At 53.7% G+C, this 22,602-nt stretch carries 28 protein-coding genes and 3 pseudogenes; 14 read left to right on the top strand and 17 right to left on the bottom strand.

Going from position 1 to position 22,602, the window contains the following annotated elements; genetic code table 11:
- Positions 1-160: 160 nt before the first annotated feature.
- From SGP1_RS06765 to SGP1_RS06745, 5 genes are all read right to left on the bottom strand, one after another.
- Positions 161-928 carry a DUF481 domain-containing protein gene (locus SGP1_RS06765; protein WP_011410648.1) on the bottom strand — a complete coding sequence of 256 codons (768 nt, stop codon included), beginning with the start codon at positions 926-928 and terminating at the stop codon, positions 161-163.
- Between the two features lie 345 nt (positions 929-1,273).
- Positions 1,274-2,197, bottom strand: coding sequence for a kdo(2)-lipid IV(A) palmitoleoyltransferase (gene lpxP / locus SGP1_RS06760; protein WP_011410647.1), 924 nt, complete (start codon positions 2,195-2,197; stop codon positions 1,274-1,276).
- Between the two features lie 504 nt (positions 2,198-2,701).
- Positions 2,702-3,181 carry a lipoprotein YedD gene (gene yedD, locus SGP1_RS06755; RefSeq protein WP_011410646.1) on the bottom strand — a complete coding sequence of 160 codons (480 nt, stop codon included), beginning with the start codon at positions 3,179-3,181 and terminating at the stop codon, positions 2,702-2,704.
- Between the two features lie 369 nt (positions 3,182-3,550).
- Positions 3,551-3,850 carry a hypothetical protein gene (locus tag SGP1_RS25500; protein WP_070108739.1) on the bottom strand — a complete coding sequence of 100 codons (300 nt, stop codon included), beginning with the start codon at positions 3,848-3,850 and terminating at the stop codon, positions 3,551-3,553.
- 246 nt (positions 3,851-4,096) lie between these two features.
- A complete protein-coding gene (locus SGP1_RS06745; RefSeq protein ID WP_011410645.1) occupies positions 4,097-4,951 on the bottom strand; it encodes an N-acetylmuramoyl-L-alanine amidase in 855 nt (284 codons plus the stop codon).
- 1,268 nt (positions 4,952-6,219) lie between these two features.
- On the opposite strand from SGP1_RS06745, the gene SGP1_RS06735 reads away from it, so the two are divergent.
- From SGP1_RS06735 to SGP1_RS06710, 6 genes are read left to right on the top strand one after another with little or no spacing between them, the layout of a single operon-like run.
- Positions 6,220-6,594 (top strand): hypothetical protein, encoded by a 375-nt coding sequence (locus tag SGP1_RS06735; RefSeq protein WP_041866721.1) that lies wholly within the window; start codon positions 6,220-6,222, stop codon positions 6,592-6,594.
- A complete protein-coding gene (locus tag SGP1_RS06730) occupies positions 6,572-6,931 on the top strand; it encodes a hypothetical protein (RefSeq protein ID WP_148203408.1) in 360 nt (119 codons plus the stop codon). The genes SGP1_RS06735 and SGP1_RS06730 overlap by 23 nt, the downstream gene beginning before the upstream one ends.
- Positions 6,888-7,367, top strand: a complete 480-nt coding sequence (locus tag SGP1_RS29280) for a hypothetical protein (RefSeq protein ID WP_148203407.1) — start codon at positions 6,888-6,890, stop codon at positions 7,365-7,367. Before SGP1_RS06730 ends, SGP1_RS29280 begins: the two co-directional genes overlap by 44 nt.
- Before the next feature lie 59 nt (positions 7,368-7,426).
- On the top strand, positions 7,427-7,561 hold the full coding sequence (locus SGP1_RS34985) for a hypothetical protein (protein WP_279379444.1): 135 nt from the start codon (positions 7,427-7,429) through the stop codon (positions 7,559-7,561).
- 37 nt (positions 7,562-7,598) lie between these two features.
- Positions 7,599-8,129 (top strand): hypothetical protein, encoded by a 531-nt coding sequence (locus SGP1_RS06715; RefSeq protein ID WP_148203405.1) that lies wholly within the window; start codon positions 7,599-7,601, stop codon positions 8,127-8,129.
- A complete protein-coding gene (locus tag SGP1_RS06710) occupies positions 8,086-9,387 on the top strand; it encodes an RHS repeat domain-containing protein (RefSeq protein ID WP_011410644.1) in 1,302 nt (433 codons plus the stop codon). The genes SGP1_RS06715 and SGP1_RS06710 overlap by 44 nt, the downstream gene beginning before the upstream one ends.
- A 212-nt stretch (positions 9,388-9,599) precedes the next feature.
- Here SGP1_RS06710 and SGP1_RS32845 read toward each other — a convergent pair whose 3' ends face one another.
- Positions 9,600-9,878 carry a hypothetical protein gene (locus SGP1_RS32845; protein ID WP_041866716.1) on the bottom strand — a complete coding sequence of 93 codons (279 nt, stop codon included), beginning with the start codon at positions 9,876-9,878 and terminating at the stop codon, positions 9,600-9,602.
- On the opposite strand from SGP1_RS32845, the gene SGP1_RS32840 reads away from it, so the two are divergent.
- Together SGP1_RS32840 and SGP1_RS06695 are read left to right on the top strand one after the other, a co-directional pair.
- Positions 9,870-10,121 (top strand): hypothetical protein, encoded by a 252-nt coding sequence (locus SGP1_RS32840; protein WP_041866715.1) that lies wholly within the window; start codon positions 9,870-9,872, stop codon positions 10,119-10,121. The genes SGP1_RS32845 and SGP1_RS32840 overlap by 9 nt on opposite strands.
- A gap of 50 nt (positions 10,122-10,171) precedes the next feature.
- Positions 10,172-10,834, top strand: a complete 663-nt coding sequence (locus tag SGP1_RS06695) for a hypothetical protein (RefSeq protein ID WP_011410643.1) — start codon at positions 10,172-10,174, stop codon at positions 10,832-10,834.
- Positions 10,835-10,982: 148 nt separating this feature from the next.
- Here the strand turns inward: SGP1_RS06695 and SGP1_RS06690 are convergent, their stop codons facing one another.
- Positions 10,983-11,171: a hypothetical protein gene (locus SGP1_RS06690; RefSeq protein WP_041866713.1), complete on the bottom strand. Its 189-nt coding sequence runs from the start codon at positions 11,169-11,171 to the stop codon at positions 10,983-10,985.
- Positions 11,172-11,179: 8 nt separating this feature from the next.
- Here SGP1_RS06690 and SGP1_RS06685 point away from each other — a divergent pair, with 8 nt between their 5' ends.
- The 3 genes and pseudogenes from SGP1_RS06685 to SGP1_RS06680 all read left to right on the top strand — a co-directional run bounded on the left by SGP1_RS06685 (position 11,180) and on the right by SGP1_RS06680 (position 12,839).
- Positions 11,180-11,545, top strand: a complete 366-nt coding sequence (locus tag SGP1_RS06685; protein ID WP_041866712.1) for a hypothetical protein — start codon at positions 11,180-11,182, stop codon at positions 11,543-11,545.
- Between the two features lie 265 nt (positions 11,546-11,810).
- Positions 11,811-11,936 (top strand): annotated as a pseudogene (locus SGP1_RS36195) (hypothetical protein); the annotation flags it as partial.
- Between the two features lie 132 nt (positions 11,937-12,068).
- Positions 12,069-12,839, top strand: coding sequence for a hypothetical protein (locus tag SGP1_RS06680; protein ID WP_243466182.1), 771 nt, complete (start codon positions 12,069-12,071; stop codon positions 12,837-12,839).
- An 83-nt stretch (positions 12,840-12,922) separates the two neighbouring features.
- Here SGP1_RS06680 and SGP1_RS31135 read toward each other — a convergent pair whose 3' ends face one another.
- Genes SGP1_RS31135 through SGP1_RS06670 form a run of 3 tightly spaced genes read right to left on the bottom strand, consistent with a single transcriptional unit; the run spans position 12,923 to position 13,714 of the window.
- A complete protein-coding gene (locus SGP1_RS31135; RefSeq protein WP_162010778.1) occupies positions 12,923-13,138 on the bottom strand; it encodes a hypothetical protein in 216 nt (71 codons plus the stop codon).
- 16 nt (positions 13,139-13,154) lie between these two features.
- Positions 13,155-13,454, bottom strand: coding sequence for a hypothetical protein (locus tag SGP1_RS29270; protein ID WP_041866711.1), 300 nt, complete (start codon positions 13,452-13,454; stop codon positions 13,155-13,157).
- On the bottom strand, positions 13,451-13,714 hold the full coding sequence (locus SGP1_RS06670; protein WP_148203404.1) for a hypothetical protein: 264 nt from the start codon (positions 13,712-13,714) through the stop codon (positions 13,451-13,453). Before SGP1_RS06670 ends, SGP1_RS29270 begins: the two co-directional genes overlap by 4 nt.
- Positions 13,715-14,052: 338 nt before the next feature.
- Between SGP1_RS06670 and azuC the strand changes: the two genes are divergently transcribed.
- Positions 14,053-14,136, top strand: coding sequence for a stress response protein AzuC (gene azuC, locus SGP1_RS36190; protein ID WP_148203648.1), 84 nt, complete (start codon positions 14,053-14,055; stop codon positions 14,134-14,136).
- 101 nt (positions 14,137-14,237) lie between these two features.
- Here the strand turns inward: azuC and SGP1_RS06665 are convergent, their stop codons facing one another.
- Positions 14,238-14,564 (bottom strand): helix-turn-helix domain-containing protein, encoded by a 327-nt coding sequence (locus SGP1_RS06665; protein ID WP_011410640.1) that lies wholly within the window; start codon positions 14,562-14,564, stop codon positions 14,238-14,240.
- A 91-nt stretch (positions 14,565-14,655) separates the two neighbouring features.
- Between SGP1_RS06665 and SGP1_RS06660 the strand changes: the two genes are divergently transcribed.
- Positions 14,656-14,907, top strand: a complete 252-nt coding sequence (locus SGP1_RS06660) for a helix-turn-helix domain-containing protein (RefSeq protein ID WP_041866709.1) — start codon at positions 14,656-14,658, stop codon at positions 14,905-14,907.
- Positions 14,908-14,939: 32 nt separating this feature from the next.
- Here SGP1_RS06660 and SGP1_RS06655 read toward each other — a convergent pair whose 3' ends face one another.
- From SGP1_RS06655 to SGP1_RS06620, 6 genes and pseudogenes are all read right to left on the bottom strand, one after another.
- A complete protein-coding gene (locus SGP1_RS06655) occupies positions 14,940-15,899 on the bottom strand; it encodes a DMT family transporter (RefSeq protein WP_041866708.1) in 960 nt (319 codons plus the stop codon).
- A gap of 76 nt (positions 15,900-15,975) precedes the next feature.
- Positions 15,976-16,807: pseudogene (locus SGP1_RS06650) on the bottom strand (AraC family transcriptional regulator).
- A gap of 535 nt (positions 16,808-17,342) precedes the next feature.
- Entirely contained in the window at positions 17,343-17,678 is a 336-nt protein-coding gene (locus SGP1_RS06645) for a hypothetical protein (RefSeq protein ID WP_041866707.1), read from the bottom strand.
- A gap of 1,262 nt (positions 17,679-18,940) precedes the next feature.
- Positions 18,941-19,153 carry a hypothetical protein gene (locus tag SGP1_RS06635; protein WP_148203403.1) on the bottom strand — a complete coding sequence of 71 codons (213 nt, stop codon included), beginning with the start codon at positions 19,151-19,153 and terminating at the stop codon, positions 18,941-18,943.
- A gap of 154 nt (positions 19,154-19,307) precedes the next feature.
- On the bottom strand, positions 19,308-20,246 hold the full coding sequence (locus SGP1_RS06630; RefSeq protein WP_011410636.1) for an IS5 family transposase: 939 nt from the start codon (positions 20,244-20,246) through the stop codon (positions 19,308-19,310).
- A gap of 572 nt (positions 20,247-20,818) precedes the next feature.
- Positions 20,819-21,358 (bottom strand): acyltransferase family protein, encoded by a 540-nt coding sequence (locus SGP1_RS06620; protein WP_341532861.1) that lies wholly within the window; start codon positions 21,356-21,358, stop codon positions 20,819-20,821.
- A gap of 590 nt (positions 21,359-21,948) precedes the next feature.
- On the opposite strand from SGP1_RS06620, the pseudogene SGP1_RS06615 reads away from it, so the two are divergent.
- Positions 21,949-22,602, top strand: a pseudogene (locus SGP1_RS06615) (IS5 family transposase); the annotation flags it as partial.

Raw genomic sequence — 22,602 nt, 5'->3', positions numbered from 1 at the left:
AATCCGTGATAAATATTGCTAAAAAAACATTTTAACCCACGGATCACGCTGGGACAGCACACCTTACGCTGCTGCTGCCGATTTCTTGCCACTTCGCCAATCCACCCAGCGCTCAGCCCGTCCCGGCCAGCAGGGACTATCCCTTCTGCGCCGACGCAGGTTACTGCATTTTATAAACTAACGATACCGACGTGCGAGTATCGGTATGCTTCGGCGCGCTATCCGGCGGATCCTGGTTCCAGGTAACGTTATAAGCCACCTTCAACGCAAAATGGTCGTTAATATCGACATTCAATCCGGTTTCGGAGTTGACCGTGGTGTCATCGTTGGCGAGCAGCGACAGCCCCTGGATAAACTTGGTATTGTCGGTCAGCTGGTAGCTGTAAGATGCCGCCGCGTAGCCCAGCGCTTTGGTGGCCGTGCCGCCGCCCTGGTATTCATCGTGACGAACGCCGGGACCCGCTTCAATACGCAGGGTATGGATAGGCCCGGTCAGGACCTGGCGGCCGTAACCGGCCACCAGCGTATCGCGCGAGCGATAGCCGTTATAGCGATCGCTTAACCAGCTCCCTTGAGCAAACAGAAAGTTTTGCGCGCTGAGGTTGTGACGAGCACGGGCGCCGGCCTGGTATTTCTCTGAACTGCGCTGATCGTCGGACGAATTATTGGCCGCTTCCCCCCAAAGACTGTAAGCATTTGACTGCTGGAACCACGTCATAGTGGTGCTGGCGGCCAGATTGGAGTTGCGGGTGTTACCGCTTTGGGCGTTGTAACTTGCCTGAGCATTACCATCAAAACTTTTTTTGGCGGTGGAAGGATCATCCAGCGCGTTAAAAATATCGGTGTCGGCGAAGGTGGTAAAACTGGCCAGCGACATGCCAAGGGTGGTCAACAACGAGAGTGCCCGGAAGCGCTTATTGCGTAACATAAGATACCTGTCAAATTGGCGGAAAGGGGTAATGCGCATTTAAAGTTCATCAGTGTAGCCAAGAGACGTCGCCGGTGTACTGGTAATTTTGTGTAATATTGGTAACAAAATTTGAGAAAAAAGGCAAAAAGTTGAAGAAACTGTGGCTCAGGAGGAGTAGGTCGTAGAAGAGTATCAAGAATAGCTATACTAATAAATCACTTAGCGAATTGCACGTCCTTTTGGTTCGCGGTAGTTATCCACAGCTCCATGGCATTCGGATAATTCCGGAAGCGTCGGTTGAGAACCGCCCCCGGGATTGGACTCGCCACGCCGGCGGCGTGACGATGGGGGTTCGGTAGAGAATTATACATACAGCGAAAGCTCGCCCCGCGGACGGGTTTTGAAACGGCGATGCAGCCAAAGATATTGCTCCGGCGCGCGTAATATTTCCTGCTCCACAATCCGGTTCATGTAACAGGTCGCCACCATTTCATCATCCTGGGGATAGTCGCTGAGCGGCGGCTGAATCAACAGCTGGTAGCCGCGCCCGTCTTGCTTGCGAATCAACACGACCGGCACCAGCTGCGGCTGTGCCAGACGGACCAGTGTATAGGTTCCCCGCGTGGTGGCCGCCTGGGGAACGGCGAAAAACGGCGCGAAGATGCTGCCCCGAGGACCATAATCCTGGTCCGGGGCAAACCATACCGTTTCGCCCTGCTTCAAGGCATGCACCATGCCGCGCAGATCTTTTCTATCCAGCATGGCTTTATTGGAGCGCATACGCCCCCAGGTCTGGATAAACTCCATCACTTTATTGTTATGGGGACGGTACATGGCCATCATTGGTTGGCAAAGCCCCATCGCCCTGCCACCGAGTTCCAGCGACATGAAATGGATACCGATGACCATAACCCCCTTGTCGTGGCGGCTGGCCTGTTGCAGATTCTGGAGGCCGGAAACGTCAAACCAGCGTTTGACGCGTGCATCGGGCCAGAACCAGGCCATACCCGTTTCCATCAATCCCATGCCCAGCGAGGTGAAGTTGCTGTTCACCGTGTCTTCCAGACGTGTCCTGTCCATATCGGGGAAGCACAGCTCAAGATTACGGCGGGCAATGCTCACCCGCCGTTTTAAAAACGGCTTCGACATACGACCCAGAAACCCGCCCAGTCGACGCAATACTGGATACGGCAACTGCACCAGCAGCCAGAGCACGCCTAAACCAAACCAGGTCAGCCAATAGCGCGGATGAAATAAGGCAGGGGAGAATTTTTGAGGTTGCGACATCAACTTTTCCTAATGACGGGTTGCATGACGTAACGCATCAATCGGAAAAACTATCAATAGCGGTACAGTTAGCAACTATGACACTCTTCGGCGTTCATTATTCGCCGAAAAGTTGTAATATTTTATTTCTTTACACGAGGCATCGGTTTAAAAGCGGCCTCTACGCCTGGCGTCATCCTCAGGATCAGGTTTCACGAGGCAACTATCTCGGGGCGCTCAGGGCCAGGTTGGATAGTGACAGCGATAGACGGGATGAGGGAAAGGGATCGCATCACGCGCGGAAGGAGCATAACAGAATGCGGGTGCGGTTACCCGTAAAGACAGGTAAATTATTTTTACCAATCCTCGATTACCGCCGTGACGACATTAACCACGGCTGAGCCTGCAATCCACCGCATGAGGCGTTGCCGGCCCCCTACTACACCGGGTGGAGAAGGCGACAACGCAGGATTTCGGGCGCATTAACGCCGGCGGCGGTCGGCTCCTGCACCGGCTTGTTGCACGTTATCTTACCACTCCAGCCTTTTTTCGCGTCCCGGTTCCGGGAGCCTTGGCCGTTGGCTCCGCGGCGCTGAACACCCAATTGTCCCCCTGTCCGGCAATAAACGGCTGGCACTGTTCCGTGGGCGACGTGCTACGCTGCAGGGTGAGGCCGCCATAATGTAAAACATCATGATCCAGCCGCAGCGCGCTGACTTCGTTTTTCTCGTTAATATTATACAGCCGTGCGTCGCGCGTGGTCAGTTTGCCCGGCCGGATGATGGTTCGTTGCCAACTCCTGCAATCCAGCGTGTTCCCGGAACGACTGATTATCAAGCTGGCTACCGCCTCAGGGCTGACAAGCGCCTTCTGAGGCGAGGTGCTGGTCCAGATACCAGAATAGCCTTGTGGAGCCGGCGCCGCCACTACCTTGACATATTCCGGGGCGCCGGCGCACCCGCTCAGGGCCGCCGCCAGCAGTATCATGACGGGAGTTCGCTTCATAAACCGATCCTTGTGAAAGAGAACCGAAATGTTAACACTAAATAGACCTTGAGGTTTAGCCCCTTTTTGACCACTCAGCCAACGAAGAGCACTCTGCCAGGAAAATTCACCAGGTCGGGGAGAGGCGCTGCTCCTGAGCAATTCACTACGGCGGCAAGTGGCGCTACCTGAGAGATTCACTCCGACGGTGAGAGGTGCTCTGCCTGCGAAAGGAGCGTTATCTACCCGGTTCGACGCACGGCAAGCGGGCGCATCCCTCCCAGAGCAAGTTATCACCGGCGATCACTGTCGCGCCGGGAAAAGGTAGTCTCGGGGTTTACGAACGGGAGGGTGCATTAGCGATGGCAAGCATACCGCGCCGGGGGCACATCACGACATGCTGAATATCTGATCGGCTATAAGGGAATAACCGCCATTCCACTCCATACGGCCGGTCACCGTCAGGCGTTCGCCGCGTAAATGTGCCATCAGTTCCAGCGCCATGATATCGAAACCTACTACGGTCAGGGGGTAGGCGCTGCGTTTTTTGCTCTCCGCCAGAATGGTCGCTTTGACCATCGGCCGGCCAGCGATATTTTTGATACGGCTAGGTGATTTGGTTATCACGCCTGACAACGTGGTCACCGGTTGATCAGCGTTTTCAGAAAGGGTTGAAGTACCGGGATTCATGACAGGAAAACCTCCATTAGTCTCTCTCTTTTGCCTGTAACGAACCTCAATTTTATCAAATTGTGCGTCTGACGTCTGAACAATTGTGCAAATGACAGCCAAAAACCCGGGGGCAGCGCAAAGAAATAGCGAAAAAAAAGGTGTAAGCCTTACCACACGGCGCCGCGGCGACCTCTGCCGCCGCGCCGATTCAGATGCTTTTTATGCCGGATGATATGTAACCGGACGTGTCGTCACAGTACGATTTCAGGTGGGAGTGCAGTATTTTTCCACCAGCGCACGGGCAATCGCCTCAGTTTCCATGTCCGCGACACCGGTGATATTGCTTGAACGAAAATGCATTTGGAAAGCGCTAATGACGCGCTGCGTCTCCGGATCCATTTTGCCCGTTTGCGGGATGGTGTAACCGTAAGCGGCCAGCGCCTGCTGGATAACCGCGACATTGCCGGCAGACCAGCGGTGTTTACCCTGTAAATATTTCGTCACCGTTGCCGCATCCGGCCATGCGCCTATGCCCTGCTGCGCCATGGCCTGCCACGGAAACTGCGGACCGGGATCGGTTTTCCGCAGCGGCGCGATATCGCTGTGCGCTAGGACGTTCTGCGGCTTGATCTGGTAACGGGCCATAATATCCCGGGCCAGGCGTGCTGCTAATACTATCTGCTCTTTATGATAAGGGATCCATTGTCTCCCAGCGGCGCTCTCATGAAAGCCATCATTGACAATTTCAATACCAATGGACGTATCGTTGATATTATTCCGGCCAGCCCAGCCGCTTACGCCCGCGTGCCATGCCCGCTTATTTTCCGGCACCAACTGTAATACCACCGGCTTGCCGTTGAATTGCCCGGGATTGGAAGGAATAAGATAATGGGCGCTCACGCTACCGTGCGTAAGCAGCCGCAGAGACTCTTTATCATCCGCGGCAGTGTAATGGAATATGAGAAACCGGACGCGTTCATCCTGTTCTTGGGAGGGAAAGGAGGTATCGACCGCGTAATCGCCATGATCAATCACGTTGGTGGCCTGTTTTTCGGCAACGTGATGCCCAACGCACCCCGCCAGCCCCAGCACGCTCAAAAGCAATATAATCCTTTTCATATGAACTTTTCCTAGCGTAAAAAAAATCATCTTAGCAACGACAAAAATAACAAAAGGTCAACCGATGCACGGCAGATAATAAATTTCATGACTTTTATGATGAATATAACAATCCGATATCATTGTTATTTACAGTACTTATTACAAATACAAATTCATTAAATAAAGAAATTAATTCATATTAAATACATCATCCGTCACCCCGGCAGCAATAAGACGGCAGCGCGTGGCTCCTCCCTGAAAGCGATATAATGACAGCGCTTTCTTTTGCCCTGGGAGTAATAATGTAGGGCATATTGCCGACCACGCTAAATCCCGCAACCAATGCGTTAACGTTAGACCGCCTTTTTCGCCCCTCTACACGATTACCGTTCCAGTCCTTTCCCGCAGAAGGCACCGCCGTGATAGCCACTGATGCCGGGATTAATGTGCATAGCGCCGGCGACGTCCCCCGAACTCAGATATTGACCGGTTAAGCCGGTGTGACGGTTTGCCGACTGTCAATCGTCCATCCGCCGCCCTAATAATGACGCCTCACCCTGTAAGACTTTCGCTCTGCCTGGCGGGGTTGCGCAACGATGGCAACCGGCGGCAGAAACGGCATGACCGCCCTCTTTCTGGTTCGGCCCGCCGCGCTGGCCGCCGCCGCTTACCCGCCGTACACCCTGTGTGGAACGCCGTTGCCCGCGACGGTGTTCCACCCTCTTGCGCCGCGTTTGCTAGCCGACCTCGCGCCGCGGGGGTCAGGTGGTGCCCGCCATCCGGCCATGCTATAAAAATTGATAGCCCAATCATGGAAAATAATGCCGTCTCCGGACCGGCCGGCGGTGTTGCGCACTGTCCCATTTACGGCGGCCCGCGCCGCCGGCGGATAGCCGTCATCAGCCCGTAAGCCATAACACTTGCGCACGGCCTTGCAACGTAATTTGCCCAGGCAAAGCCAACGCCTTTGCCGTGATGCCTATTACCCACGATAAGGATATCGCTATGCACCACCCTTTTACAGCACAGGTCGACCCCCGTACTGGCCTGATACAATTTCGCCTACCGCTAATCACCGCTATCAGCAATAACCATTTAGGGCCAGAATTTGCGCTATCGTTGAATTATTCCCTGTTGGATCTGTAGGACGTTGGCTACGGAAAAGGCTTTAGCGCTAATCTTAGCCGCTACGATCCCGCCAGCCGTTTATTAACGCTTTCCAGCGGAGAACAATATCGCCTCGACGACAACGAGTCTGAACCGGCGTCTAGCCCGCCGGCTATGAAATGATTTTCACCTATGTTGCCCTCAACGGCCGGTTGCGTCTCGCACAAATTAAAGACGCTCAGCAGAGTCTGGTTGATATAAATTGGACTGCCCTCTCTCATGTCGACAGCCAGACCTCGCCCCCGGATCAAGTCCATCTCGCCGTCTGGCCCGGACAGCACCAAAGTTACAGCTTATTCTTGCTAAAAGAACAGGGCCTGTTTACCCAGGTGAGCCAGCATGATCATTTCGACACCACGCGCTGTCGCGCCGGCACACTTTGCCAGCTGGCTATGACCACAGGATCGGCTGATCTCGCTGCGCCTGCCCGGCGGCATCAACGAAAGTTTTACCTACTACGCGGACGGTGCCGTGCGGCCGCAGCCATGCATTGAAAGCCATTCCACGCGCGTGATGGATAACCAGACGGTGTTATATCAGCAGACGTTTCGCTTTACCGATATCGACTTTCTCACGGCAGACGATCCTCTCAGCCGGCCGGCCATGCTCCCACCGGGTCAAAGCTATTCATCGCACATCCATATCGCCCGGGAAGACCGCAGTCCATTGCTGCAAGAGGCGCCGAGCACCGGCAGCGAAACTATCACGCGCCGCTATGACAGCTATCACCGGCTGGTCAGCGAAGAGCACCTGACGGACATCATGCAGAACAATCAGCGCAAACGCAGTGAACACCTCATTTTGTCTAACCTACCCGTCTCCCGTCGATGATGCGACGACAATGCCGCTGGCGCAATTACCCCGAACCTATTGTTTGCCGGCAAGAAAAGAGGAGCGTTGGCGCAATCCCTTTTTTGACAGTAGCTCGCCACAGGCGCTGCATCCGGAAAAAAAGGAAATCACCCGCTATAACTACGACGTCGACGGCAATTTGACCCTGTGCGTTTACCCCGATGGGGGTCAGTTTACCCTTAATTATTTCAACGCCGGTGGCAACACCCCCGAGTGCCCTACCGATCCGCTGGGTTTTTGCCGTTTTGCCGCCGAAGTCAGTTTTGAAATTCCCCCGTGCGATACCCCGACATCGCAGATTCGCCGGATAAACTATAATATGGCGCGCTCCCCTGCTACCGCCCAACGGTGCTGCCCCATGACACAGTGGTGCTTTGCCGCCAGGCGACCTATATCCTCTTCAATTTCCCTCTAACGCGCTCCGCCGCCAACTCCGCCGGGATTGATACGCCCAAGGTACTCAACCGCGTTGACTTGAAAACACTTGAATTAAGCTATTATAATGAACCGGAAGCCACGTTCGGTTCGCGCCACGGGCAGCTGAAAACCCAGCGTATTACCTATACCGCCGAGCAGGAAAAGACGGTGGTCAGCAAGGAGTACCTGTAGGAAAAACGCACCGTCAAAGATAAGACCCCCGCTGGCTATGAGCTGGTATGCTGCTGCCATTTTAGCGCCGCTGACACGTTTGCAACAACGCACCCGGCGACAGACGCAGCATAGGAGCACCCGAGGCCGACCCCCGCCCGACGACGCCTTCGCCACGCCAGAATCCTCACCGTCGGGGATGGGCGGCGAGCCGCTGCAAACGCTTACCACCACCACCTGCTGGTCCCTGCCCGATTATCATCCAACCCGTTACATTGATGCTCAGGGCAACCGGACCGAATACCACTATCAAAATAACGGCCTAGATTTCTCCGTCATACGCTACGCCCAGACGCCCTGCGCCGCCGAACAGCGCCGCGCTATAAACTATAATCTGCAACAGAACACGCTGGTTCAGATTAGTGAAACCGACTGTCTGGGCAATACTGTGCATCTTTATCACGATGGTTTTGGCCGTTTGCATAGTAAGATCTACTCCATCGCCAGTCTGGCGGATGTAGCGGTAACGCTTGAGGAGCAGCTCTATGACGGTGCCGGTTCCGGTGCAAATCACACAATATCTGTGTAACTATTTCTATGACAAGTGGGGCCAACTTGGCATCATCCTGCACCATGACAGCGAGCAGGGGCAATATCACCTGATCCAGAATGACCCCCTCACCCACAGACAAACCCGCGAGCAATTTCCCTATGATGTCGCATCGCGTTCGGTCGATTTGCGCGCCTGCTCATCGGGCGTAGTCGAAGAGCATTATGATGCCTTCGGCAGGCCGATAAAGCTGCTGCGTGAAACGCGTAGCGCATTAACGACAGCGGGTTGCAACCCTACGCCGAAAGCCCGGAACAGCCGATTGAGGCGACGCAGTCTCCTGACTCACGTCTGCCATCCGGCGTGCGAACTCAACAACATCGGTTTCCTCATCAGCGCCGTGGAATTTCAACGCGACGATATGCAGTGGATTATCAGGATCACCGAGACGCTATCACACCATTATGTGAATTATCATTATGGCTTCCACGATCGCGTAAGCCTGGTGAATATTTGCGGCACTGGCGACATCCGCTATCGCTATGACCACCATGATGGCCCGCCGACCCAGGTCCGTTTTATGCCCCCGTATCGGACGCCGCAGTCCCCTGCAATGCCTGCCGCAGCTCAGCATGTTCTGTATGAGCGCAGCCTCGATCGTTGGGGACGGATACTGACGGAAAGTCATGGGGGGCAACGCGCTAACCTTTGGCACTACGAGGGTGCACGTCCCCTTCCGATTGCCTATACCGATGCCGGTCATCACAGCGTCGAATACCGTTATCATGAACATATGAAGCATGCGCTCGTTGAAATCAAGCATGCCGATGGCCAGCGGCGTTTCAGCTATGATGCTGTCGGCCGGTTGACCTCGGTTCAGGATCATTTCCTCGACGATACGGCAGGCCCTTGTCTGCGTTATGTGTATAATAGCCAAGGGCAATTAATCCGCGAAACGGTATGCGGCCCGCGCAACGATGAGGGTTTTTGGACCGAGTACGAATACAGTCTGTCCGGCCGCTTGCTGCAATCCCGCGATAGCCTTGGCCAGATCCAGCTTTATAACTATAACCGCGCGGGACGGCTGACAGCGCTTACCGCAAGCGAAGTTGAACTTCAACTGGACTATGATACGTTCGGCCGGCTGGCGCAACATACCGTGACCGAGCGCAGCACGAGCAAAGGCTTGCGGCGAGAACTGTGCTACGGCTTTTTTAATCGGGTAACCCATCGCGATTACTCCTTGCGGGCCACAAAAGGCCGATGCCAGGGCGATACTGATAACGCTGAAGTATAACGAATTAGATAAAATCACCGCCAGAACAATAACGGAAACCGTCGCAAATCTCAGCCGCTCCCGCCACGAAAAATTTTTCTATGATCGCCGCGGCTGTCTGACGGATTGCAGTTTCAAGGGGGACGATATCGCCAATATCACCGAGGTCGTCACCAAGACCCTTCCCGTCGGTGAAGCTGCCGCTAACGCTGGCGAAGAAACCGCTTTCACCGTCAATTATCTGTATCAGGATAGCGAGGCGCCCCTAACCGGCTGACCGGTATTACGCATTCCGGCGAACCGACACCGTCAAACGAGACGGTGTCGGCAGGATAATTCAGGATCAGCAGGGCTACCGCTATTATTACAATCCCTTTGGCAATCTCGCCCTGCTCACTCACCCGGGTCATGACTATAAACTCTACCACTATGATCCCGAGGGTCGCCTGATCGCCTGCGAGGATAAGCAAGGCGAAACGTTTTATCTGTATAGCCAGAATCAGTTGGCCCATATCAAACGCTATGCGCGCGATAGGCCATTTCCGCCTCAGGCTCTGCTTGAAGCCATCGGTCAGGGCGACATGTCTAACGTGGCAGGCATTATTAACAGTCTGACGGCGAATATCCACTTGGATGTCAAGAAGGTGGGCTCCACGCGCTCGACGCTATTTCATTATGGCGCTCACCATGCGCTTATCTCGCGCTCCGAGCGCCAACCGGGTTGGCCCTGTGTCTTGTTGCTGGCCGCCAATTAGCAAGGCAGTACGATACTGGCCGGCGGTAATGCCCACATGGATTATCATCCGTGGGGAGAGGCCGCGGCATATCAAATGAACACGGCCCGCACACCCCGATTGCGGGACGGTTGCCGCCGTCCTCAAGAAAAGTGGCATCACCGCTGACGCAACCCGGCTTTGACAGCCTGTTGAGCGCCACGCCCCCGCTGCATATACTCCTCACCGCAATGGACTTCAGTTGGGCAGCCTGCGCTATTGCGTCGGGAGCGTTGGAACACAGCGATCCTTTAACCAGTTGCGCTCTGCTGTGGTCATCAAAAACGCTGGCGCTGGACGCTTTTCAGCGCCAGTCTCCCGCTGCGCTGAAGTATGGAAATAATGAGGTCAATAATTTCAGCGACTATCGCTTGCAAGATGACCTGGTCGCGGGTGCGTGCATTTTTTCGCAGACGAGGGTGCAACCAGACCATCACGGCGCTATGTTAGCGGCAGGTCCCTTCCCCGCGCAGTTCGCCGGTCCATCCCTTCTACAGGGTCAGGCGGCGGTGGGACAAATGCACAGCATCGATCATCCGCTGTTACTGCTCGCCAGCTATGCCGCCGGCGCTGTCCCGATGATGACGGGCTGCGGGTGCGCATTCTCGGCGGTGAAAGGCAGCGCAGACCTATTGTTTTTTTATCGGTCATCGGTCCGTGCCTGGCGTTGGCTACATGTTGCTTCATCCCGATAGCCATTTCGCCGGCGGTCGTCCGTTACCGGACGCAGAGATCGCCTACATTCCCCCGTTTCCCGGCGCTTTTTGACCTCAGACAGAGGACGTATGAATACCTTTACCTCACCGCGCATTGATCCGCGCACCGGGCTGTTGCGCTTTCACCTTACCGCTTCTGCACCTTGTCGGTAATGACCATCGGGGACCGGTGCTCAGCCTGATGCTCAATTATTCCCCTTTCTAGACACAGCGTAGTCTGTACGGTCAAGGTTTTCACGATACCCTGTCCTGGTTTAACCCCGAGTCCCGGCAGTTGCAAACCGCCGACGGCGAGCACTTCGGGCTTACCCGACAAGACGGGGAATGGGCCTTTCTTCCACCGTCCCCGCCGTACATCAAATTGGCGACGCACGCGGCTGCCTGACCGCCTGCCGCTACGACGGCGAGCTGCCCTTGCCGGCAACGGTGCAAAGCCAAAGCGAGCAAGTGATCGCCGAAACATTTACCTGGGATGCGCTCAATAATCTCACCGCGGCCATCGTACACTATGCGCAACCGACACGAAGCGGTTGTTGTCCCGCCGAACAAACCGTCCGCTATGAATACGACAATCCTGACCACCTGACTCGCCGCACGCATATCCAGTACGGCGGCGCCGATGCCAGGCGTCTTGAGCTGGTCTATGATTCCGCAGGCCGGCTGATATTCGACGGTCATCGGCTGCAGTGACAGAGCGGACAAGGACCGACCTCCCTGCGTTTTTATCATGACCACCGATTGGCGCATATGCTATTCCCCAGCCCCGCCAGACCGGCGGGGGACATTGACCGGGTCAGCTATGTTCACGCCGCCGGTCTGGCGGCGGTAAAAACCCGCTCGGCAGTCTTCTGCAATACGACAACCAGCCTCCTCTCCACTATCTCGCCTGGGGGGAACAGGCGCCGACGGCACCGGCTGATGATGCCGGTACAAACCTCTTGCCGGGTTATCTGCCCTGTGGCAGGGCGAGATCTTTGATGCACCGAGCGGCGGCTACTTTTTCGGTAACGGCTATCGGCTTTATCGTCCCGACCTCCAGGGCTTTACTACTCTGGATACGCTGCGACAGGGCGGAATTTCAGGCATTAACTGCTATCTTTACGGCCGCGGCGACCCGATCAACCGTTACGATCCCGATGGCCGCTTAAGCTGGAACGCTTGGGCGAATTATGCCTATGGCGCTGGCGCCACGTTGCTGGCCCAGGCAGTGTTTATGGCCGCCGGGCCAGTAGGTTTCGCTGCCGCGCTGACCTTGTCCGCCGCCGAATTGACCAGCGGTCTGCTCGCAATTGCCGCCGGCATGCTGGATCGCCAGCATCCGCACGCGGCCAGCGTATTGTCATTGTGTTCATTAGGCATTGCGCTGGCGGCCAGCGGTATCGGCGAAGCGGCCGCGGCCAAAGAGGCGTTGACAGTAGAAAGCGCGGGCTTTGCGCCGCGGCCCATTTACCACCTCAACGCCTCGGAGATGGGATTATACACCAACTACGCCAACCGGCGCATCCTGGCATTCCAGACCCATGGCGCGCCGACAGGCGCGCTATTGCAGGATCCCGGCGGTCAACTGGTTTCCGCCGCGACGATCGCGCGCGAGTACATACAGCCACTGCTGAATGTTGCCATGGAAATCGAGCAGCAGGTATTTTCACCCAATGAGCCGTTATTGCTCCTTGCCTGCTATGGCTCGCGCAGCGGTACGGCACGGGAGGTGGCCAATGTACTGTGCCGGCCGGTGGCAGCCTACGATAACGTGCTGTACACCATAAAGGCGATATTTGCCGAGGGCTGGATGGGCAGCGATGTAATGCCGCGCTATCAGGTGATCCATAACCCTCTACGGCGTTTATGGCTGCATATCAGTGGCCAGCCGATGCTTCAGTCGGCCAGCTATCAAATGGTCTATCCGGACGGCTTTGACGCCATGCAGCAGGGAACACTATCAGCCATCAACAACTTCGAGCGTCATTATTATGGACTAAATTAACGGCATGCCCCGTTAGAACGGACCGGCGGTCAAGACGCCGGCATTGCCCTTCCCCACGTGTAATCGCCCACCCGTCTGCGGGGTCAATAGGCAGCTCCTTGACCGGCATCAACCAGGCTGTCATAGCCGGGGATGCGATAGCGCGATTCGCGCCCCTGCGCCTTTGGCGGAGTGGGCCTATGTCCATCCCCCGAGAACCAACAGTTTCTCATGACGCTTTCATTATGCATCAGCAGAGCTCTCTTGGTGCGAGCGTCCAACAGGTCGATATCCCTGTCGGTAAGATACAGCGGCGTCACCTAACTGCAGCCGGTATCAACGATCGCCGGCAGCGTCGGGATAGCGCCACTTTTCCCGCAGCCGCTTATCAACATCACCAGCAGACAAACGAGTAATTTCATCCTTGATGTCCCCTGACGTTCTGGCAACCTCACTCTGCCGTTGAACGATATGCGCCACCGCTTCCCGCCTAGCCACCTCGCGCTGCACGTTGGCCCGCTTTTGCGCCGCGTCGCGCCCGCGCGCCCTGCCACAACCGAAAACCGCCATCAGTAACCCCATCATTCCCCCCAGCAGCGTGGCGAAGATGCCAGGGTGTGAGAACATCGCCATCATTGATTTTCTCCCGCCGGCTGGCAGGTCTCGGTGACCACGGCAGCAGTATCGGCGCGTTTATAGCCCAACGCCTTATCCATGGAGATTTTTTTGTTGAGAACGTTAGCCCCGACCGCCACACCGAAATACAGGCCGAACATCCATTCGCTTAGGCACAAATGGTAGGGATACCAGCAAATCACGCCGGTACAGGTTAAAAAGGCGATGGCCTGGGTCCATTTACTGAGCGAATAGCGGCCATGACCAACGCTTTTGAGCATACATGCAATCCCCATTACTTCCCTGCCGTTTGACGGCATGTCTGCATCATCCTGAGTTGTCTTGCCTCCTTCCCCGCTTGGCAGGGGAACAGCGTTTAATGTAGGAGCCGCAGAGCAAACCTCAGCGCAACGATTCAGGGGTGCCGTGTATGACCGCGCGCAGGTTTTCACGACGTTGCGGGTTGGCGCCAAGGAGGTCGAAACGAAGACGTAATGGGAACGGCGGGTAATTTTTATGTGACTTGAATCACAAAAAATTGCATTAATGTGACGAATATCATATTATAGGCGCATCAGAATTAAACATTGGCAACACACCGAACTGGTCGAGGAACAAGATGAAATTTCGTAACTTTATCAAAAAAATTCTGGCGTCCTATCTGAACACCGTCAAAGATGTACCGCCCGGCGCCATAATGTAATTCCGTCCTTGCGACAAATAAAAAAAGCTGCCACGGCAGCTTTTTTTATGTTTCGATTATTTTAATGGCCCGGCGCCTACCCGCACGTTGTCGCCATTGCCTCATTTTGCCCGCAGACGGCGCGCACATTGCATCACTTCCCCACGCCGCGGCTTCGCCAGCGCCAGAAAAATAAGCATCAACTCCGCTAACTCATCATCTTCGGTATACAGATAAGCGAGCGGCACCTCAAGCACCGTTGCCAAATGCTGGGCAATTTGAATATTGGCCTCATGGACGCCTTTCTCATAACGATTGATACGCGTACTGGCAACGAACTCATCGATACCCGCCGCAATACCCAATTGCTTTTGCGAAAGGCCCTTGGCCTGCCGTGCCTGTTTTAACCGGCGGCAAAAGACATCAAGATAAGAAGGTCGTGTGATCATAGCTACGATAATCGTAGTTTCGGCTTGTCATTATAACTACGAATAACGTAGTATTGTAGCAGGAGATTCAAAACCCACAGGAGATGTGTGCATGAAGGAAGACTGGCACAAGGCTGATATCATAGCTGCATTACGTAAACGCGGTACTTCCCTGGGCGCCCTGTCCCGCGCCTTTGGCTTAAGCTCCACGACGCTGTCTAACACACTGCATCGTCCATGGCCTAAGGGGGAAAGAGTGATAGCTGAAGTGATCGGCGTCCCGGCGGCCGAGATTTGGCCGAGCCGCTATTATGATCACACTGGCGCCCTACGGCCGAGAAAAGAGAAAGCCAAGGGCGCCTGAGTGCGGCCGTCGCCACCGCGGCCACCTGACGCTTAGAGTGAAACGATTTTTTCCACCTGCTCTGGTTTGATACTGACCGCATAGGCGACGCCGATAATCAGACACGCGATGCCGGTAAGGGACAACAGCGGCGGCCACGCCTGACGCAGCAAAAAGGTATAGGTCAGGCCGGCCAAGGTTTCAAAAACGATAAGCGGCCCCACCAGTACCGTGGGCAAGCGCTGGCTTGCCTCGTTCCAGCAAAAGGCACCCAGCCAGGAACACAGCAGTCCGATGGCGATCATCAGCGGCACGAACACCATTGGCCGCGGACCGAATGGCAAGGGGAACGCCTGATGGGTGAACCCCATTGCCAAGCAAATTACCCCATAGGCCACCGCCGCCAGCGGCAGAGTGGCAAGCCCCTGCGCCGTAGCCCAGGTAGTGGGTTTATGGCACGCATGGCGACGCAGCCAGCGCGCGTTACGCAGGGGATACCAGGTCCAGCACACCACGGCGATGAGCGCCAGAGCAATGCCGCTCAAATAACGCCACAAATCAAAAGGTTGCACGTTTTGTCTCAATTCAGCCGCATTCACGCACACCAGACCGGTGGCAATTAACAACAAGGCCGGCGACAAACGCCCCCAGGGCAATTTACCCTCGTCCCGTCCATAGGCGACATTGGCGCTTACCGCCAGCAACACCGGCAGCGTGCCGATGATCATGGTGGAAATCGGCGCCCCTGTGCGCTGTATGGAGCTGCTCAGACAGGTGTAATAAATCAGATTGCCGACCAGCGATAGTTTTACCGCCTCCAACCAGTCCTGTCGTTGCAGCCGCTTTAAGCGGTGCCGGTCATACCAGGCCATAGGCAAGGCAATGAGCCCGAAAGAAACATAGCGCCCCGCCGACTGCAGAACGCCGGGGTAATCCGGCACCAGCAGGGGTCCTACGAAAATCATTCCCCATAATAAGCCCGCGCCGAGCGCGAAAAATATCCCTGTTATCATCATGTTTCCTGTTTTTTGTTAGGATCATCTCTGATTGTGCCCGGTGCTAACAGCAAAATATTGTATGAGATTGCGGTCAGCGTGCCGCCGGTAGCACCTGTTTTTGATAGCGAACCGGTGTAGTGCCATAACGTAACGCGAATGCGCGGGTAAGATGCGCTTGATCCGTCAACCCTGCGGCGACGGCCACATCCGCCGCCGGCATCCCGCGCGCAAGCATCCGTTTGGCCTGGCTTAGCCGGCAGGCCATCAGCATTTGATGGGGCGTGGCATGGAACCGTGCTTTGAATTGACACAGAAAATGATAGGGACTCAAGAAGACCAGACCCGCCATCTCCTCAAGCGTTATCGCCCGGGCATGACACGCCATGATGTAATCGCGGACGATATCCAGACGGTGCGTCGCTTCCATTCGCGACCGTCTGGCCACGTGCGCATGAGGGCGCAGCAGGTCGGCAATCTCAAGCACCAGTCCGACTCTGCAAAGAGCTTCCTGACTTTGCCAGAGCGCCGCCAGCAGCTGGGACAATGCCGTCGCGCGCGTCAGATCTTGACGTACCACGTTGCCAAACCACCAGCCGCTTTCGCCACTCAAGTCGCACAATGTGGAGGGCGCAATGTAAATCATCCGATAGCGCCAGCCCTCTTCGGTCACCGCCTCGCCGGTATGCAATTCGTCGGGATTCATCATCACCAGCGATTGGCGGGGGCAGATGCAGCGCGCCGCGATAGCGGAACCGTTCCGCGCCGGCATCGATAATGCCCAAACCAAAAGCGTCATGGCTGTAGGGCTCAAACGCATGGTGCAACAGATGCGCGCGGTAGAGTTCCATCCCCTCCAGACCTGGCGGCAAGCGGAACTGAGCACGGTTTTTTTCATAGTGAACGTTGGCTAGTACGCCTGACATCATGGGCTCCCCTGGTCATCCTGGCTGTGCGGCAAAGGCCCGAAGGCCGCACTACGGCCTTTGCGCGCGGATATCTTACCGCGATTTGACCTAGTCCGGCGGTAGAAAAACCGTCACCGTTTGACCCTGTCGGCGCAAAGGATAACGCGCAGAGCGACACCTGCTCCAGAGAGAGCATAATGCCCCGATCAGGGTAGTCAGAAAAAGCGCCAGAAGACCGGCTGATGGTACTTTAGGTATGGGCTGGCGATCTCACAGCGTTGTACAGCCCCCTGCCCCACCAGCCCCCGAACAAAAAAAAGCCCGTCAAAGCGGGCTAGCTAAAGAGATGTTGTTATAATTCCCTAGTGTGGCCAAAAAACAATATATCACATTATGTTATTATTTACATAAAGAATAATCCTAAAACGTTATCATCAGGCCGCGCGCCGGTAGTAGAGGCTAACATCGGCTTTAACCCCAATATCGCCTGCTAACCGGCGACCGTTTGTTTCACTAGATCAACCCTAACGCGCTAACGCGGCGCAGCGGTCATTCACCTAACGGCGCCCCAGCGGCGTTCCTTTATCCAGCCATCATCAGCCATAAACTGTTCAAACAAGGCATCCCGATCGGGCTTATTGACATCCATTATGTAACTTTCCATTTTCTCACGTCGAAGGTGCCAAGGATGATGTTTGCGTTCGTTACCCTCACTTGAGACGGTAGTCCCCTGTTCATCCCAAACCATGCTGCGCTGCGCGACTTCGTTTTTCACCGGAAACCGCTGATGGGCAACGCCCTCGCAATGCATCTTCGCCTCGGCGAGCGGCAAGGCGTCGACCCGGCCGTTAATCCATACCGTCGTACAACCCGACAGCAATCCAATCAATATCACACTCCTACCGCACACTTTGAACATCTTTCCCTCGTGACAGGCGATATGCCTTTTTTGGTACTAATTATCAGTCCCGCCGGAGCAGTGATGACCAATTGCCGGACGTTATTTGCGGCCGCTTCGATAGGACTTGTTAATATTCCATAAGCGTATAGGCTCAGGATCGGTGCGGGGTAAAGGGCATTTACAACGCCAAAACCTAAAGCACCCATTACCGTAGTCCATGCGGCTGACACCTGATTGTGGTCCCTGGTTCCTTTTCCGCCGACTGTCATCCTGCCATCACTTATCTGCTCCATACTTCCCAGGCGTCATATAACCAGATAGTGCTGTACGTCCTTTAGCTCGCCCACATCGTGTGGGCATTTTTTCGTTCAGTCGCTTTTACCCTGTAACCGTTAACAGCGGACCCGCTTGGACTACCACGCGATCTGCGATATAGCGATTGCCTGGCGTACGGCAAATCAGCCAAGTGCGAAAATGCTTATACGTTAGCGGCTCACACAGGCCTTGCGCGCACTCATGCCGGGTATATATTACTGATTCATTGTTAATCCGCTTTCTATTAGCGATAACATTCAACAAAGCGTGACCTTGTACATGAAACAACTTACCATAGCTCGCGTAAAGTCAAGGCCCTTTATCACGCTGAATTATTTTCCCTTAAGTTAACTTATAAACGTACTACCGGCCCATTAGACAAATGAAGAAATTCAACTCCGTTTCATTTTTATTGATAAAAACGACGGTGGAATATCAGCGCCACCCACCGAAAATACCGCCACAGTAAAGAGTGACTACACCAAACATATTAGTCTGAACATCCTTTCTATACGGGGTGACCCTGCGCAGACGGCGGCGGGTCATTTGGGGAAGGTAAAGGACAAAAGACGGAGGCTATCCGGGATCACCAGTACACGGTGGCCAATCCCCGGCTCTGACCCAGTGAGGTCAAGTGCCAGCGCAGACAAGTTCTTGGTCCTTGGCCCACCCTGGAAAAGACTCGTTCAACTTAAGAGATTGACGATAATAATTCATGTTGTGTTAACGTCAATTAGTTATATAGCTCTCATTTTAATTTTCCTTCGGTTTTGTTTTGCAGCACAATTGGCTTCACTCTTTCCACGATTTGGTTTCAAAAAAACCTCGAAGCATGAAGCCAATAGCAGCCCCGCAAATTAAGCCATTTAGCAAAGAAAAAATCACCGCCGCTTTTTGCGGCTGATACTGCACTTAAATCCGGTATAGTGCCAAGTTCAAATTTTGTAAATCAAATAGACATTCCAGACAATATACTCTGCCTTGAGTTTTAAAATAATCACTAAGGGCATTGTTTGCACGCTCTCACCCCGGCTTTGATTAAGCACAAGACACCCAATGCTTCCTAAATCATCAAAGATACGGCGATCAAATTCATGCCGCACGCGCGTCAGCGCCAAAGACAATGCCGCTGACAGCATGCTTAGCATAGCCTAGGATGAACTCTCGACGCATGGCGAGGTCGGGTGGTTAACCCTCACAGACCGGTTAGGTTGCTGCCTCCCCTGCGGCCTCAACCGAATGGAGAAAAAAATACCTTTGAGCGGCTTTGTTGAATAAATCAGAACTTATGACTACGCCCCCCTAGCAGATCGATTGTGATGCGATCCGGATGCTGTTCGGCATTCCTAACAGCGTCATTTTGTTAAGCGCTTTGACCATCGCCATTGCCTCACCTACCTGCGCATCATAGTCACGCAGACTTAGATGATCGCCCATAAGCGTTTTGAACCGGAATATCGCTGTTTCAGCCACTGAGCGTCGATGATAGCCCACTTGCTTTTTCCATACATCGTTACTGCCGCTTAGACGCTGATTCGCAACGGCGTAGTTACGCTCATGGTATCGGTCTGGCCAATATTGCGCCCCACCTCGTGGAGGAATAAGAGGCCTTATTTTCTTCCTCAGCAGAGCATCATGACAGTAGCGGGTATCGTAAGCGCCATCAGCCGACGCTTCCCTGATTTTACGCTGGGTCTGGTTTATCAGAGCGGGTAGGGCCTGAGTATCCGTCGTACCGCTGAGCGATAAGTCAGCACAGATAATCTCATGCATTACACTGTCTGCGGCCATATGCAGCTTATGCCACACCCTCCGTCTGTCGGCACCATGCTGTCGGACTTTCCATTCGCCTTCGCCAAAGACCTTCAGGCCGGTTCCGTCAATGACTAGAGGTGAGATTTCACCACGGGTCGGCGTTTTTATGCTGATCTTAACTGTCTTTGCTCGCTTGCTGATCAGCGAATAGTCTGGGCATCTTAGCAGCAGCACCATCAGTTTAAAAATGGCGTCAACGAAGCCCTGTAAAGCCCTTAACGAAAGGCCAAACACGCGTTTCATCATCAGAACAGTGGTGATAGCCATATCTATGTAGTGAAGCGGCCGGCCACGCCGTTCAGGCGTTGTTTTTTCCGCCCATGCAACAATTGCCGACTCATCCAGCCATATCGTCAGAGCCCCGCGCTGCTTGAAAGCTTTGTTGTAAGTGGACCAGTTGGTTATTTTAAACTTTTGCTTTGCCATGGAGTGCAGATGTTGAAATGACGGTAGTGATCTGAGCAGACGATCACCTAAAAGTTATATTTATTCAACAAAGCCCCCTTGAGGGCGCTGCACCGACGGCGTCATGGGTATCTTCCTCCGCGTGGATTGGACACTGTTTTCGACTCTCACCTCTGGACACTGGCAGTGTCATGCTAACACTAAAAAATGAAACTAAATTTTGATAATTTCATGAAACCGGTAACAATTTTGGCGGTTTTCAGGTTTATAGATTTTCAGGGGGTCAGGATTTCAAGATTCAGGGTGCCGGGGTTTAGGGCTGCACGGCATGCAATCACTCCGTTTGGCGACGAAATGATGTTGTCGGCAAGGATGTTGATCTGTTAGCAGCGGCAAATAAGGCAGACGGCCGCAAGCGTAGCACAGGCGTCGTTAGCCTTATAAGCTGATGAGCTTATTTAACCACCGATTTTGGCTTAACAGGCAGCACAGCAGATAGGAAGCAATGAACGCCAGCAGCGAATAACAGATTAGATAACCATAAGGTGATAAGAAGCTGAATTTTGGATACAGGGTGTTAAACCGCCGTTGATTTACATAATGAAAATATTATGCACCAGATAAATGCCCAAGGTCTTGTTGCCAACGTGGGAAATTATTTTTTCCAGTCGTTTTACACGGCTGCAAAGGAGCAGTATGAAAACACTAATGGCTGCACCCTGTAAAAAAACGTTATAGGTTTTACCGTAGAAGAAGTTAATACCCCAGCGCTGTGTTAACCAGACCAAGAGTGTGAAACTCGCTAATGCCAAAAGTATCAACCCCCCGTTACCCTCCGCGGCAAAGGCAGGGGCTGGAAAAAGAGACCGAGATAACCACCCAATAAAAAGCTGACTAACCCCGTTAACTGACTCGACATCGATAATGGAGGCTATACCTAGCCCGGCGGTAAGTGCGTTTTCCAGTAACGATACGTTGGCGATAATAAACAGGGCCGCGATAACGTTTGTCAGCATTGCCCGCTGTGCTTTGACAAAGGCGAATCTCAATAGCGGTAAAATGAAATAAAGATTGATAATGGAAAACAAAAACCATAAATGGCTTGCATCACTCATGCAGGTATCAAGATTTATAAACGTCAGTAAATTATGCTTTTCAACCTCGGTGAAGGATGCAATAATTATATTATCGTAAATATAATAAAAAAATCAGCGCAATCCCGACGTTTTTGGCTTTAAGGTAGCATAAGAGAACTGATCGGTGCGCCGGTTGTTCAGAAGAAAGTAGCCGCTAGCCATAACGCCAAAATCCTCAAAATTTTGATGAAATCAATGCTGTAAATACGCAACGCGATAACCTCGAAAAGATATTATGCTAAAAAATAGCATGGTCATCGGTGAACGATTAAGTCATTCTTGGATAATATATTGTTTTGCCTACCGCTGCGAAAAGGCGTCTAGCGGTACCGCAGTGCAACCCGATAGCGAGTCAAACTAATAAGCGTAACAGCGCAGTGGCCTAACAGCGCGTCCTCGTATCAGCAGTCAAACATTTCTGCAATTAACCCCTTGATGTAATGCCAAACCCCGTTTATTGGCCACAGGTGTTATCAATGTGCGTCTGGCATGCCGGTTTAGAGGATAAAAACGGCTTTGTTGAATAAATATAACTTTTAGGTGATCGTCTGCTCAGATCACTACCGTCATTTCAACATCTGCACTCCATGGCAAAGCAAAAGTTTAAAATAACCAACTGGTCCACTTACAACAAAGCTTTCAAGCAGCGCGGGGCTCTGACGATATGGCTGGATGAGTCGGCAATTGTTGCATGGGCGGAAAAAACAACGCCTGAACGGCGTGGCCGGCCGCTTCACTACATAGATATGGCTATCACCACTGTTCTGATGATGAAACGCGTGTTTGGCCTTTCGTTAAGGGCTTTACAGGGCTTCGTTGACGCCATTTTTAAACTGATGGTGCTGCTGCTAAGATGCCCAGACTATTCGCTGATCAGCAAGCGAGCAAAGACAGTTAAGATCAGCATAAAAACGCCGACCCGTGGTGAAATCTCACCTCTAGTCATTGACGGAACCGGCCTGAAGGTCTTTGGCGAAGGCGAATGGAAAGTCCGACAGCATGGTGCCGACAGACGGAGGGTGTGGCATAAGCTGCATATGGCCGCAGACAGTGTAATGCATGAGATTATCTGTGCTGACTTATCGCTCAGCGGTACGACGGATACTCAGGCCCTACCCGCTCTGATAAACCAGACCCAGCGTAAAATCAGGGAAGCGTCGGCTGATGGCGCTTACGATACCCGCTACTGTCATGATGCTCTGCTGAGGAAGAAAATAAGGCCTCTTATTCCTCCACGAGCG

The organism is Sodalis glossinidius str. 'morsitans', assembly GCF_000010085.1.
GTDB lineage: Bacteria > Pseudomonadota > Gammaproteobacteria > Enterobacterales > Enterobacteriaceae > Sodalis > Sodalis glossinidius.
Note: the sequence above shows the minus strand (reverse complement) of the source record. Positions and strands in the feature narration are given on the sequence as shown.

Excerpts from the sequence above, each read along its gene's own strand:
- SGP1_RS06680 (WP_243466182.1), top strand. The coding sequence starts at position 12,069 with ATGGCCGCCGGGCCAGTAGGTTTCGCTGCCGCGCTGACCTTGTCCGCC.
- SGP1_RS06635 (WP_148203403.1), bottom strand. The coding sequence starts at position 19,153 with ATGCTAAGCATGCTGTCAGCGGCATTGTCTTTGGCGCTGACGCGCGTG.
- SGP1_RS06685 (WP_041866712.1), top strand. The coding sequence starts at position 11,180 with ATGGGCCTTTCTTCCACCGTCCCCGCCGTACATCAAATTGGCGACGCA.
- SGP1_RS06665 (WP_011410640.1), bottom strand. The coding sequence starts at position 14,564 with ATGATCACACGACCTTCTTATCTTGATGTCTTTTGCCGCCGGTTAAAA.
- SGP1_RS06710 (WP_011410644.1), top strand. The coding sequence starts at position 8,086 with ATGACGGTGCCGGTTCCGGTGCAAATCACACAATATCTGTGTAACTAT.
- SGP1_RS06670 (WP_148203404.1), bottom strand. The coding sequence starts at position 13,714 with ATGCTCAAAAGCGTTGGTCATGGCCGCTATTCGCTCAGTAAATGGACC.
- azuC (WP_148203648.1), top strand. The coding sequence starts at position 14,053 with ATGAAATTTCGTAACTTTATCAAAAAAATTCTGGCGTCCTATCTGAAC.
- SGP1_RS06765 (WP_011410648.1), bottom strand. The coding sequence starts at position 928 with ATGTTACGCAATAAGCGCTTCCGGGCACTCTCGTTGTTGACCACCCTT.
- SGP1_RS06715 (WP_148203405.1), top strand. The coding sequence starts at position 7,599 with ATGAGCTGGTATGCTGCTGCCATTTTAGCGCCGCTGACACGTTTGCAA.
- SGP1_RS06655 (WP_041866708.1), bottom strand. The coding sequence starts at position 15,899 with ATGATAACAGGGATATTTTTCGCGCTCGGCGCGGGCTTATTATGGGGA.
- SGP1_RS06735 (WP_041866721.1), top strand. The coding sequence starts at position 6,220 with ATGATTTTCACCTATGTTGCCCTCAACGGCCGGTTGCGTCTCGCACAA.
- SGP1_RS32845 (WP_041866716.1), bottom strand. The coding sequence starts at position 9,878 with ATGGGCCAACTGATTCTGGCTATACAGATAAAACGTTTCGCCTTGCTT.
- SGP1_RS25500 (WP_070108739.1), bottom strand. The coding sequence starts at position 3,850 with ATGAATCCCGGTACTTCAACCCTTTCTGAAAACGCTGATCAACCGGTG.
- SGP1_RS06660 (WP_041866709.1), top strand. The coding sequence starts at position 14,656 with ATGAAGGAAGACTGGCACAAGGCTGATATCATAGCTGCATTACGTAAA.
- SGP1_RS29270 (WP_041866711.1), bottom strand. The coding sequence starts at position 13,454 with ATGATGGCGATGTTCTCACACCCTGGCATCTTCGCCACGCTGCTGGGG.
- SGP1_RS06745 (WP_011410645.1), bottom strand. The coding sequence starts at position 4,951 with ATGAAAAGGATTATATTGCTTTTGAGCGTGCTGGGGCTGGCGGGGTGC.
- SGP1_RS06630 (WP_011410636.1), bottom strand. The coding sequence starts at position 20,246 with ATGGCAAAGCAAAAGTTTAAAATAACCAACTGGTCCACTTACAACAAA.
- yedD (WP_011410646.1), bottom strand. The coding sequence starts at position 3,181 with ATGAAGCGAACTCCCGTCATGATACTGCTGGCGGCGGCCCTGAGCGGG.
- lpxP (WP_011410647.1), bottom strand. The coding sequence starts at position 2,197 with ATGTCGCAACCTCAAAAATTCTCCCCTGCCTTATTTCATCCGCGCTAT.